The sequence below is a fragment of the Paenibacillus sp. T2-29 genome, from assembly GCF_052921365.1.
On record NZ_JBREVE010000003.1, the window covers coordinates 610,168 to 621,894 of the forward strand.

General features: G+C 48.1%; 10 protein-coding genes. All 10 read left to right on the forward strand.

The genetic code is table 11. The features are described 5' to 3' along the window. Nucleotides 1-66: 66 nt before the first annotated feature. The 10 genes from ACU1JV_RS12495 (at nucleotide 67) to ACU1JV_RS12540 (ending at nucleotide 11,625) form a co-directional block, all read left to right on the forward strand. A complete protein-coding gene (locus tag ACU1JV_RS12495; protein ID WP_446724548.1) occupies nucleotides 67-1,020 on the forward strand; it encodes an ABC transporter permease in 954 nt (317 codons plus the stop codon). Between the two features lie 15 nt (nucleotides 1,021-1,035). Then, a complete protein-coding gene (opp4C, locus tag ACU1JV_RS12500; protein ID WP_017428379.1) occupies nucleotides 1,036-1,962 on the forward strand; it encodes an oligopeptide ABC transporter permease in 927 nt (308 codons plus the stop codon). Nucleotides 1,963-1,975: 13 nt separating this feature from the next. After that, nucleotides 1,976-2,959: an ABC transporter ATP-binding protein gene (locus tag ACU1JV_RS12505; RefSeq protein ID WP_413986032.1), complete on the forward strand. Its 984-nt coding sequence runs from the start codon at nucleotides 1,976-1,978 to the stop codon at nucleotides 2,957-2,959. After that, nucleotides 2,952-3,920: an ABC transporter ATP-binding protein gene (locus ACU1JV_RS12510; protein ID WP_413986033.1), complete on the forward strand. Its 969-nt coding sequence runs from the start codon at nucleotides 2,952-2,954 to the stop codon at nucleotides 3,918-3,920. The genes ACU1JV_RS12505 and ACU1JV_RS12510 overlap by 8 nt, the downstream gene beginning before the upstream one ends. A gap of 282 nt (nucleotides 3,921-4,202) precedes the next feature. Then, the gene (locus ACU1JV_RS12515) at nucleotides 4,203-5,195 is read left to right on the forward strand and encodes a cation diffusion facilitator family transporter (protein ID WP_025679105.1); all 993 of its coding nucleotides are present in this window, start codon (nucleotides 4,203-4,205) and stop codon (nucleotides 5,193-5,195) included. A gap of 205 nt (nucleotides 5,196-5,400) precedes the next feature. Then, nucleotides 5,401-7,317 carry a hypothetical protein gene (locus tag ACU1JV_RS12520; RefSeq protein ID WP_413986034.1) on the forward strand — a complete coding sequence of 639 codons (1,917 nt, stop codon included), beginning with the start codon at nucleotides 5,401-5,403 and terminating at the stop codon, nucleotides 7,315-7,317. A gap of 16 nt (nucleotides 7,318-7,333) precedes the next feature. Next, entirely contained in the window at nucleotides 7,334-9,244 is a 1,911-nt protein-coding gene (locus tag ACU1JV_RS12525) for a glycosyl hydrolase (protein WP_413986035.1), read from the forward strand. 56 nt (nucleotides 9,245-9,300) lie between these two features. Next, nucleotides 9,301-10,437, forward strand: coding sequence for a glycosyl hydrolase (locus ACU1JV_RS12530; protein WP_413986036.1), 1,137 nt, complete (start codon nucleotides 9,301-9,303; stop codon nucleotides 10,435-10,437). Nucleotides 10,438-10,856: 419 nt separating this feature from the next. Then, complete coding sequence (locus ACU1JV_RS12535; RefSeq protein ID WP_413986037.1) at nucleotides 10,857-11,375, forward strand: RDD family protein; 519 nt, start codon at nucleotides 10,857-10,859, stop codon at nucleotides 11,373-11,375. A 109-nt stretch (nucleotides 11,376-11,484) separates the two neighbouring features. Beyond that, nucleotides 11,485-11,625 (forward strand): hypothetical protein, encoded by a 141-nt coding sequence (locus ACU1JV_RS12540; RefSeq protein WP_225683754.1) that lies wholly within the window; start codon nucleotides 11,485-11,487, stop codon nucleotides 11,623-11,625. Nucleotides 11,626-11,727: the final 102 nt, after the last annotated feature.

Here is an 11,727-nt window from a genome sequence, read left to right on the forward strand (position 1 = left end):
TCAAGGGGTCTGCCAAATGGAGGATGCGTAATGAGTAGCCCGACCATGAATTGAAAGGAGTCTGTCATGAGCTCGTTTTTAACGAAAAGACTGACGTATATGATTATTATCTTGTTGGCCGCTTCGATGATGATTTTTTTCCTGTATGCCATGACACCGGGGGATTTCATTAGCGGTAATCTGAAGCTGTCGCCGGAGAGAAAAGCAGAGCTGAGGGAAATTTACGGGTTGAATAAGCCTATTCTTGAACGCTATGGAAATTGGCTAGGCAATGCGCTGCATGGTAATTTCGGCTATTCGCTCGCTCAACAGAAACCGGTGCTGACCTTATTTAATGAATATATTTGGAACTCGTTCTTGTTGGCCATTGTATCCACCTTCCTGACCTGGCTGATTGCAGTCATTATTGGTGTGGTTGCTGCTTACAAGCAGTATTCATGGTTCGATACGTTGGTTATGGTGTTAATTTTTGCCGCGATGTCTGTTCCATCTTTTTTTATCGGGCTGTATCTGATCAAAATTGCGGCGGTCGATCTGAAGTGGCTGCCACCAGGCGGGATGCTCAATACGGGCAGTAACGCTATAGGCATGGAGTATGTGAAGGAGGTTTTCCAGCACATGACCTTGCCGGTGATCGTGATGACACTACTGGGATTGGGTTCGCTGACCCGCTACTTCCGCAGCAATATGATCGACGTGATCCAGCAAGATTATATCCGTACAGCTCGTGCAAAGGGTCTAAAGGAAAGAAAGGTGCTTTTTACACACGCATTGAGAAATGCATTATTGCCTGCCATTACGCTCGTTGGCTTTGAATTGCCTGCGTTGTTTGGCGGATCTCTGATTATCGAAAAGATTTTTAACTGGCCCGGGATCGGTCAGCTGTACATGCTATCCTTTTCGCTTCGGGATTATCCGCTGCTTATGGGCTTCACGATGCTGATTGCCATATTGAGCGTGATCGGGACGCTGTTGTCCGATATTTTGTATCGCATCGCAGACCCGCGTGTGAAAGTGTAAGAAGGGGGCTAAGGAATGTCATCCGTGAGCAGTAATTTGAGCAAGAGCAACGGCAGACTGCGAATAAATGTCAAATCTTCAATGTGGCAGCAAGCGCTCCGGCAGCTGTTCAGAAACAAGCTTGCTATGGCTGGACTGCTCGTCGTGGTATTTATGTTTTTGCTCTGTTTTATCGGTCCGTTATTTTCTCCTTATTCCGATAACAAAACGAACATATTAATAATGAACAAGGCGCCGAATATCCATCACTGGCTAGGAACAGACAAGCTGGGACGGGATGTGCTGACACGTGTGATGCAGGCAGGTCAAATTTCTCTTACTGTGGGTTTGGCTTCTATGGTGTTATCTGTTTTTTTAGGAGCAACGCTAGGGGTTATATCCGCCTATTTTCGCGGAATTGCGGATCAAATCATTATGCGCATTGCCGATTTGCTGCTGACGATACCCAGTTTACCATTGCTATTTATTATGGGGGCGCTGTTATCTGACTGGAAGGTTCCGCCTGATCAACGGATGTATATCGTCATGTTGATGCTGAGTCTAGTCAACTGGCCGGGGATTGCACGGATGGTGAGAGGTCAGATGCTTAGTTTACGGGAACGTGAATTTATGCAGGCCGCGACGGTGCTAGGACTATCGAATCGCCGAAAGCTCTTTAAGCATCTGCTGCCGAATATTTTGCCATTGCTGATCGTTATCGCTACATTGAACATTGGCGGAGCCATCCTGAGTGAATCTGTACTCAGCTTCTTTGGTCTTGGCGTGCTGCCCACGACACCAACTTGGGGAAATATGATTGATGCCGCCAACAATGTGCTGGATTTTCAGCAACGACCTTGGTTGTGGATACCGCCAGGCCTGTCTATTTTTGCTACAGTCATCGCTATTAATATTTTTGGTGACGGGCTGCGGGATGTACTCGACCCGAAACATAAGAGGTAGGTGATCATGCACCATGGACAATTTACTTTCTATTGAACATTTAAGCACTCAATTTTATAAAGAAGAAGGAACGGTCAAAGCGGTGGATGATATCAGCTTTCGCGTGAAGCCGGGGGAGACGGTATGCATTGTGGGTGAATCGGGCTGCGGCAAAAGTATTACCGCCATGTCGATCATGGGCCTGATTCAGAGTCCCGGTGGTAAAGTGGCAGGTGGAAGTATCCGTTTTGAGGAAACCGATCTGCTAGAGCTTAGTAGAAATGAGATGCGCACGATTCGCGGACATGAAATCTCCATGATTTTTCAGGAGCCGATGTCTTCATTAAATCCGGTTATGACCATTGGTGAACAACTGTCGGAGCCACTGATTGAGCACTTAAAGATGGGCCGAAAGCAAGCTCGCAAGCGGGCACTGGAGTTGGTTGAACAGGTCGGTATATCCCGACCGGAGCAGATATTAAAAAGCTATCCCCATGAACTGAGCGGAGGGATGCTGCAGCGCATTATGATTGCCATTGCTGTTTCTTGCGGTCCCAAGCTGCTTATTGCGGATGAGCCGACCACGGCACTGGATGTAACAATTCAGGCACAGATTCTCGACATGCTGCGTGAATTTAAAGCCCAGTCCAATATGTCGCTCATGCTGATCACCCATGATTTGGGTGTTGTTGCGGAGATGGCAGATTATGTAATTGTGATGTATGCGGGCAAGATCGTCGAGGAAGGCGAAGTGGTGCAGCTATTCAATCACCCCAAGCATCCCTATACGCAGGGTTTGCTCAAGTCCAAACCGGTGCTTAATCAGCGTCAAAAGGAGCTGTATTCCATCCCCGGGCAGGTACCTAATCCACTGGAGCTGACGACTTCCTGTTATTTTCATGACCGCTGCGGGCATTGCATGGACATTTGTCGTGTAAAGGAGCCTACATTAAAAGAAGTTTCAGCTCAGCAGAAAGCATCCTGCTGGTTATATGAGGAGGCGGTTGTTCATGGCTGAGCAGTTGTTGGAAATAGACCGTTTAAAAACGTACTTCCCGGTGAAGTCGGGGTTTATGAACCGCACTTCAGGACATGTACGGGCAGTAGACGATATAAGCTTTACGATCCGTCAGGGTGAAACCTTTGGCCTGGTGGGGGAATCGGGGAGCGGTAAAAGCACGGTGGGCCGCACGATTGTTAGATTGACGGATAAAACAGATGGTACCGTAAAATACAAAGGGGTGGATCTCCACAGCTTGTCAGCCAAAGGGATGCAGGAATTTCGTCCCAAAATTCAGCTGATCTTTCAAGACCCGTACAGCTCGCTGAATCCGCGTGTACGAATCGGAGATGCCATTGGTGAGGCGCTGCTCGACCACGGTATAGCTACCAAAGAGGAGGTCCGGCAGATCGTGCTGGACGTGCTCAAGCTGTGCGGATTGTCGGAATATCATATCGACCGTTTCCCACATGAATTTTCTGGAGGTCAACGTCAGCGGATTGGCATTGCCCGTGCGCTGGCGCTTCAACCAGATCTGATCATCGCTGATGAGCCGGTGTCAGCGCTGGATGTGTCCATACAGGCACAGATTATTAACCTCTTTGCCAAATTGCAGGCCGAGCGGGGGCTGACATATTTGTTCATCTCTCACGATTTAAGTGTAGTTGAACATTTATGTTCCCGTATTGGCGTGATGTACCTAGGCTCTATGGTCGAAACAGCTTCGCGTGACGAGCTATTCGGCAATCCGCTGCATCCGTATACGAAGGCGTTGCTGTCGGCTGTGCCTATTCCGGTGCCGAAGCTGAAAAGAGAACGTATTTTGCTCAAGGGGGATATTCCAAGTCCGGTGAATCCGCCTTCGGGCTGCAAGTTTCATACTCGCTGCCCCTTTGCAATCGACCGCTGCTCTCAAGAGATTCCACGCTATCGTGAAGCTCGTCCAGATCACTGGGTGGCTTGCCATTTGGCTGAATGAACGAAGTTAAGTCAGCAAGTTTTGCAGCCGTTGACACAGCAGACCGTTCACCGCAATAAAAAGGTTCTGCTAGATCAACGGCTTTTTGCTTTGAGGAATCCGTAGCTACAATCTTCCGTTTCGTGAGAGTCATGGGGAATCTTTACGATGGAATATATTATCATGAGTATTGATTCTCCTCAGTTGGTTAGGTAGAATATGGACGGGTTAAAAATAATACATAACAAGCGATTACATAATGTGGATATGTCAGATTATGTATACCTCAGGAGGAGCTACAAGATGGAAGTGAAACAGAGAGAGGACTCCTTTTGGAGTATGGTCAAAAAAGGAAATAAATCTTCAGGCTCGGCGGCATTGGGTAATACTGGCATTGCCCTGATTAAGGGGATTGCTTTTGCCTTGACAGGCAGCGGCTCAATGTTTGCTACGATGATGCATTCCATTGCGGATGCGGTGAACCAAATGTTTGTATTTGCGGGCAGTGTATTGGCAGAGAAAAAACCTACGAAACGTTTTCCTACCGGCTTCGGACGGGTAATTAATCTTTTTTGTATGGTTGCCGTTATTGTCGTAACGATTATGGCCTACGAAACTGTATTGGAAGGAATTCATTTGCTGCAGCATCCGGCCGAATCCGCACAAGGATTTTGGATTAATGTAGTGGTGCTGGTTTTGTCATTGGTGGTTGACGGATTTGTATGGAGCAAAGCGATGAAAGAAGTGCTGCATGAATCCAGAGTGGAAGCGAAGGGGCTAGGTATTTTTACCTCTGCCTTTCGTCATGTGGGACGTGCTGCGCCACCAACCCGCTTGGTGTTCTATGAGGATTTGGTAGCAACGACAGGCGGGGTACTTGCCCTGCTTGCTGTAGTTGTCACATCGCTGACAGATTTTAAGCTGCTGGACGGGATTTCGAGTATTCTCATCGGCTGTCTGATGGTCGGTGTAGCTTTCCGGGTCGGTTATGACAACATGGTGGGCTTGATTGGTGTATCTGCACCTCCTGATATCGAAGAACGTGTGGCTTCCATTATTTTGGCAGATACACATGTGACCGATATTTCTCAAATGCGTATTTTGCAGGAGGGACGTTACTATCACGTCGAAGGGGTGATCGAGCTTACTTCGGGCATGACGCTGGCAGATGCTGATGATATTAAATTTAGAGTCGAGGACGCTCTGCTGCGAGATCCTAATATTTCAGATGCCGCATTGGGGATTCTAGAGGATGACGGGATTAGAAACTGGAAACAAGAGAAGCCTAAAGCGTAGAAAAATGGACCAAAGCGAATCTGGACGGAACTCAAGAACGTAAATAAGAACCTTCATGACCACGACAACGTGGCGTGGAGGTTTTTTTATATTTTTCCAATTATATTTTTACCCCCCCTTTGAATTTAGGCAGATTGTTAGATACAATGAAAGCGTTAACAAAAAAGAAGGTGAAACGTATGCTTCTCATGGGGAGGAAATGCGAATGAGTCTTCTGAAGGAGGCTTGGCCTGCTTCGCGGCTCGTCAACGCGCTGGCTGGCGGAGTGCAGAATTCGGCAAGACAACGGTTAAGGAGCAATTGGACCCAAAGATTGCGGGCAACTGTCGATGAATCGGCATACGCCGAGCTTTGGAAGGACATCGAACGTATCTGCAATGATGTTTGGGAAGCACCACAGCCTGAACTACCGTTGTCTCTGTTCCAGCAATTTGCTAATACAGGGGAGCGCAAGCCGTATGAGGATGTATACTTTGAACGGCGCGGACGACTGGTTGCTATCGTGTTGGCAGCAGTTGCCGATCCGGAGCATCAGAAGATGAAAGAGGTGGAAAGCGGACTGCTGGACATATGCAGCGAGTACACTTGGGCGCTTCCTGCACATGTCAACGAAGAGGACACTGTAACACCGCCTTGGCAGCAGGTGGATTTATTCGCATCAGAAACAGCGCAAATGCTGGTTGAAATTTTATTGCTACTCGGAGAACGACTGGCTGATCACGTAGTCGTTCAGGTACACAAAGAGGTTGAACGCCGTGTACTGGAACCTGTGTTTTGGCAGCCTCACCATTTTAATTGGGAAACGGCAGAGCATAACTGGTCGGCAGTATGTGCTTCGGGTTGCGGAATTGCTGCATTGCTGCTGGCAAAAGACGAGTTTTCCAGAGCGATAGCCATCGAGCGTATGCTGGGTGCACTGGATTGCTTTTTGGCAGGCTACAGAGAGGACGGGGGATGTCCCGAAGGCGTAGGTTACTGGGTGTATGGCTTTGGGTATTTTATATATTTTGCCGATATGCTGCGTGAGTTTACCGAGGGAGCTGTGGATATTTTGAACTCAGAAAAGGTAAGACAAATCGCAGCCTTTGCAGAACGAGTCCATCTGTCAGACGGTATTTTCGCTAATTATTCAGATAGTAGTGAAACTGAACGGTTGCCTTCTGGACTCATCTCTCATGTGAATTTTTTGCAAGGACGCCCATCTACACTCCCCTTTCGGGTACCTGGTTTGTTGGAAGATCCGTGTCGCCGCTGGGCTCATGTATTGCGTAACCTAGTCTGGACCAACCCCTTGGTATATGGATGCAGTGAAGCCGTAATCGATTATTTGCCGCAACTCGGCTGGTTGATGTGCCGCAGCCTCTGCTCTAGTCCTCATGGATCCGGGGGACAGCAGGATAACCCAGGTGCCACACTTGCATTTTCAGCCAAGGCTGGGCATAACAACGAGCCGCACAATCATAATGATCTTGGACATTTCATCCTTCATGGCGGTGGCGAAAATGTACTCTGTGATCTGGGAGCAGGCTTGTACACGAAAGCCTACTTTTCACCAGGACGGGAGTCGATTATCAATATTTCCTCCAGCGGTCATTCCGTGCCTATCATTAATGGGATCACGCAGCAATCTGGAGCAAAGGCAAGAGCCGTTGTACTCGATGCTGCTATGGATGAGATGGAGGGAGAACAGACGCTTACAAGGTTTAAGCTCGATTTGACATCTGCTTATCCTGTAGATGAGTTGACTGTTTTCACCCGCTCCTTTGTCTGGAGTGTACTGGAAGGTAACGAGGGAGCAAGGCTGACTGTCACTGATCATTTTGAGTTTGAGACGTCTGGTATGAACGTGAAGCCGTGGGATGTGGAGGAGCTTTTGATCAGCCGTATTCAGCCTCATACAGGAGTAGGCTTCGTGGAATGGAAGGGAACGAACGCAGTGGTTAGGCTAGATTATGATGCTGGCGTGCTAAGACAGCGGCTGGAGGCTGTGAAGCATATAGATCATGACGGAGTGGCTTTTGTGTTTTATAAGACATCACTGCAACTAGACTCTGATCGCTGGAACGGTTCAGCAAGCATCGATTGCAATCTGTTTTTTACCATACATCAATCTTCATGTTGAATGGGAGGCATACAGAATGAATAAGCTTCAAATAGGCAGCGTGTACCCTTGGCAGACGGAACTGGAGAGATTTATAGAACAGGTGGAAAGCGCACCAAATCGAGAAAATGACGGATGGACTCACGAACGTAAGCTGGCTGTGCTGGAAAAGCTAGTTCGTGCATATGCCTTGTATCAAGATGAAAACGGAGCTATCATTGATCCTCATTCTGAAAGTGAACGGTATTACTCCACTCCATCCTATGCGTTGGCTGCGGCTGTGCTGGTCAAAGAAGGCCGGCATGATTTACTTGAGTCTGCTGCTGCAGCCTTGACGCATAGCATAGCCTGTGTAGTCGAGGAAAAAGCACCAGATCATCACCCGGACTTTTTTCCAATTATGATGATGGGGGCGTATCGTATCCTTAAAAATCTGCTGCCAGAGCAGGCCACGGCTTGGAAACAGCAATTGAGCAGGATTCAGCCTGAGCAGACCTACATTTTTACGATGAGCAAAATGAAAAATCCAAACCGGATGATCAACTGGAATGCGATCATGATTTCCGGCGAGTTTTTGCGTGCCACTGAAGGGATTGCAGCCGATTCTGAGTGGATGGAGACGTATATCCGCAACTACCACTTACCTCGCTTTACCAGTTTGGGGCTGTACCAAGATGGTCCGCTGGATCGGCCCAATAGCCCATTCGCCTACGATATTGTCACACGGTTTCATCTAGGTGTGATGCTGGAGAACGGATATAATGGCGGCTGTGCTCTCGAAGTGCGTGACTACCTTCGCAGGGGAGCACTCAGCTCATTGCTGACTTTATCCCCGCATGGGGAAATTCCTCCGCGTGGAAGAAGCGCGCAACACCAATGGAACGAAGCGGCTGCGGCCTTTGTTTTTACAACACATGCGCAGCAGGCGTATACAGCAGGCGAGTATGGGCTTGCAGGTGCATTTCGGCGGGCAGCAGATCTATGCTGGCAATCGATTGGCCGTTGGCAGACCGATGATGGCAAACTGCATATCGTCCGCAACCATTATTCATCTGAGGCACGCCATGGCTTTGAGGTGTACTCGAATCATACCTGCTACAGTCTGTGGACGGCAGCTGTGCTGGCCCATACGCTCCTACATGGGAAGGAGATTGATCGTATTCCTCCAACCTCTATCCCGGCGGAGATCGGCAGTCGGGTATTGGCAACGGATGGCTGGTTTCAGACCGTCATTGCAGCTGTAGACGGGCAGCAAATGCTTGTGCAAACCTCAATCAACGATCCGTACAATATTCCGGGTATCGTACGTATTCAACGTTCTGCGTTGCCATCTCTGATCGGCCCATCCTCAGCAGGACACGCAGATCGCGGCTTTACGGGTTTCGCGGAGGGAGATATTTTCCCGCTGAGCTATACACCGGCCTGGCAAACCGAAGACGGAAAGTGGCACAGCTTGTCAGAAGGAATCCCTGGCACATTGGAGTTCGACCGTGATGGAGGGATTGATCCGCAGGATGGCGGAGGAAACGTACAGATGGAGCGCAGTTCAGCATCTGATGGAGAGACAGACTTTACTCTGCTGTGGGAAGGTCCATTCCCGGGAGTGAGGGAAATCCGAACGCATTATCGTCAGGTGCCTGGCAAAATTGAAGTGTCGTATGAGCTTCAAGGCAATATTCAGAATGTAGGGGCACTTATTCCATTGATGGCGTATGACGGTCGGGAACGAAGTGTGATTCATCATGTGATGACAGCCGGGAAAGAAACTGAAAGCATTCGAGTCGAATACGCAGGCGCAAGCCTTAAAGTCATCCCCACGACGGAAGGAACAAACGTGGTATGGCCGGAAGAATTGACTGCCGTAGCCTGCCGAAATGGTTTACTTAAGGGAGCGCGTCTGGAGTGTGGAGGCAGCCGCATTTCCTTTATCATTCGGTTACCTGAATAGATGAGGTCGGGAGCCATAGTTATCTTCAATCCTGTGGAAAGGGAGAGGAAAAAGAAATGACAAAATCAGAAGCATGGCTGGAACAATCGTGGGAGCTGGCATTGAATAAAACGCTTGCCTTGGCGGCAAGACTGGGGGACGCCTTTCCACATGTTGCAGAGGGTGGACGTTATGATAATTGTGAGGAAGCGTGGTGGACAGCAGGCTTTTATCCGGGGTTGCTATGGCTGGCCCATCGGGCACGTCCTGACAGTGAGACCGCCAAAATTGCACAACGCTGCGAGGCTCGATTGGAGAAAATACTCTATAATAGCGAAGCTGTAGACCATGATCTCGGTTTTATTTGGCTGCTCAGCGGTGTGGCCGCCCATCGGTTGACTGGTGATGCAGAGTCCAGAAGACGGGGGTTATTGGCTGCTAATTTGCTGGCTGCTCGTTTTAACGTGAATGGCCGCTTTATTCGCGCGTGGAACTTCCACTCGAAGGATATGGATACACGGGGTGTTGCGATCATAGACAGTATGATGAATTTACCCTTGCTCTATTGGGCCTCGGAGGAAAGTGGAGATCCACGCTTTGCTGCTCTCGCTGTTCAGCATGCAGATACCGTGGCACGTGAGTTCGTTCGTTCGGACGGCTCCATCGCGCATGTAATTGAGTTCGATCCGGAGATTGGAAAAAAGGTCGCCGAGCATGGCGGACAGGGATTTGCTCCCGGTTCCGCCTGGGCACGCGGCACGTCTTGGGCGCTGTACGGTTTTACGCTTTCGTACGGGTACACGCGCGATCCGCGTTATTTAAAGGTAGCCGAGAACACGGCTGACTTTTTCCTATCCCAGCTGGGCGATGCTTGCCTGCCTGTGTGGGACTTTAGAGCAGAAGAAGGGCACCGCGAAGCATGGGATTCGTCAGCTGCGGCGATTGCCGCCAGTGGCTTGCTGGAACTAGCAAAACATTCGGCACGTGCAGAGCAATTTACAAAAGCTGCAGAATCCATCCTCAAGGGCTTGCATCACACATGTACGGCGTGGGACGAAGAACATGAGGGATTGCTGATGAACGGAACCGTACATTATCCTGAGCAAAGACACATCAATGTGCCCATTATCTACGGCGATTACTTCTTTGTCGAAGCATTGGCAAAGCTGCGTGGTGAGGAAGGTTTGTTTAGTGTTGAAAGGCGAAAAGCATAGTGAGTAAGACGGGCAGGAACAATCCCATTTCCAATCGGGTGTCGCTTGTCAAATGCACGGAATGAATAGTAAGCAGCGTATGTGCAATCTCGTTTACACATACGCTGTTTTTTTTTTTTTTTTTTTTTTTTTTTTTTTGGCGCGTGAAAAAGACTGAATTTAATTCGATGTCAAAGTACTACATATAGGTAAATAAGAACTATAGCGGCGTTGATTTCTTGTCCAAACAGATGAATAGCATAGTATATAAGCTCTTTATTCCTATTAAAATTTTCATCTTGATGCATGAAAATAGGTCCTTTTACTTGTTTGTGAGTGTTTATTCGTAAATTGACAATTCAGGGAGGTGGTCGTATGATATCTCCTTGGGCAAAGGGATAAAATGGATTTTAACGAATGCAAAGGAGTTATACATCATTATGACAGTAACAAGTGATAGTGTAAGAAAGATTTACGGAGGATTTTGGGTGAGAACGGCAGCGTTTGTGATTGATCTGATCATCCTTACTGCCATAATCCTTTCAATAGGGGGAGCAATTTACATCATCCCAGATATTTTGGGTATAAAGGAGACGGTGTTCATACAAGTACTGCTTATGTGGTGGCCGCTAATCTTTTGGCTCATGGTGCCATGGCTGTACTGTGTATTATGGGAGTCGTCGAAGGTAAGAGCAACACCAGGTAAGCTTGTGTTCTCTTTAGTTGTTGTAGATAAGGAAGGAAAGCGTCTTGGATTCTTACATGCCTCAGGGCGTTATTGGATTAAAGCCATTTCTTTTGTGATTTTACGTCTCATTTACATTGTGGTCGCTTTTACTGCGAAAAAACAGGGAGTCCACGATCTTTGTGCCAGCACCTTAGTTGTAAATAAAAAAGAGTTGCAGCGACATGAGCAGCAATCATCCTTGCCTCCAGCAGCTTCTAACATCATAAATTAAGGAAATTAACGTTGCGGAAGATGGAAGGGTACTTCCTTCATTTATCGGGGATGAACTTTTTATTCTATCGGATCAGAGTCAAGAAACAATTGCAACAACCAGAAACCTGATGAATAGTGAAGTGTGGAAAACGATTCCTGCCGTTCAGAATAAACGGGTATATACGCTCGACAGTTCGTGGAATTTTGATGATGCCATTACGAGAGAGCGATTGCTGGAACAAATTCCAGATTTGATGAAGCAAAAGTAAACAAGGAACCAGCCAGTGCCTGAAAGCATTCGCTGGTTTCTTTGTTTTTTCATAATGCCAGTGTAGCGTCCTCACAAGCGAACCCCTCGATGTCCTTTTTGT

Excerpts from the sequence above, each read along its gene's own strand:
- ACU1JV_RS12495 (WP_446724548.1), top strand. The coding sequence starts at position 67 with ATGAGCTCGTTTTTAACGAAAAGACTGACGTATATGATTATTATCTTG.
- opp4C (WP_017428379.1), top strand. The coding sequence starts at position 1,036 with ATGTCATCCGTGAGCAGTAATTTGAGCAAGAGCAACGGCAGACTGCGA.
- ACU1JV_RS12505 (WP_413986032.1), top strand. The coding sequence starts at position 1,976 with ATGGACAATTTACTTTCTATTGAACATTTAAGCACTCAATTTTATAAA.
- ACU1JV_RS12510 (WP_413986033.1), top strand. The coding sequence starts at position 2,952 with ATGGCTGAGCAGTTGTTGGAAATAGACCGTTTAAAAACGTACTTCCCG.
- ACU1JV_RS12515 (WP_025679105.1), top strand. The coding sequence starts at position 4,203 with ATGGAAGTGAAACAGAGAGAGGACTCCTTTTGGAGTATGGTCAAAAAA.
- ACU1JV_RS12520 (WP_413986034.1), top strand. The coding sequence starts at position 5,401 with ATGAGTCTTCTGAAGGAGGCTTGGCCTGCTTCGCGGCTCGTCAACGCG.
- ACU1JV_RS12525 (WP_413986035.1), top strand. The coding sequence starts at position 7,334 with ATGAATAAGCTTCAAATAGGCAGCGTGTACCCTTGGCAGACGGAACTG.
- ACU1JV_RS12530 (WP_413986036.1), top strand. The coding sequence starts at position 9,301 with ATGACAAAATCAGAAGCATGGCTGGAACAATCGTGGGAGCTGGCATTG.
- ACU1JV_RS12535 (WP_413986037.1), top strand. The coding sequence starts at position 10,857 with ATGACAGTAACAAGTGATAGTGTAAGAAAGATTTACGGAGGATTTTGG.
- ACU1JV_RS12540 (WP_225683754.1), top strand. The coding sequence starts at position 11,485 with ATGAATAGTGAAGTGTGGAAAACGATTCCTGCCGTTCAGAATAAACGG.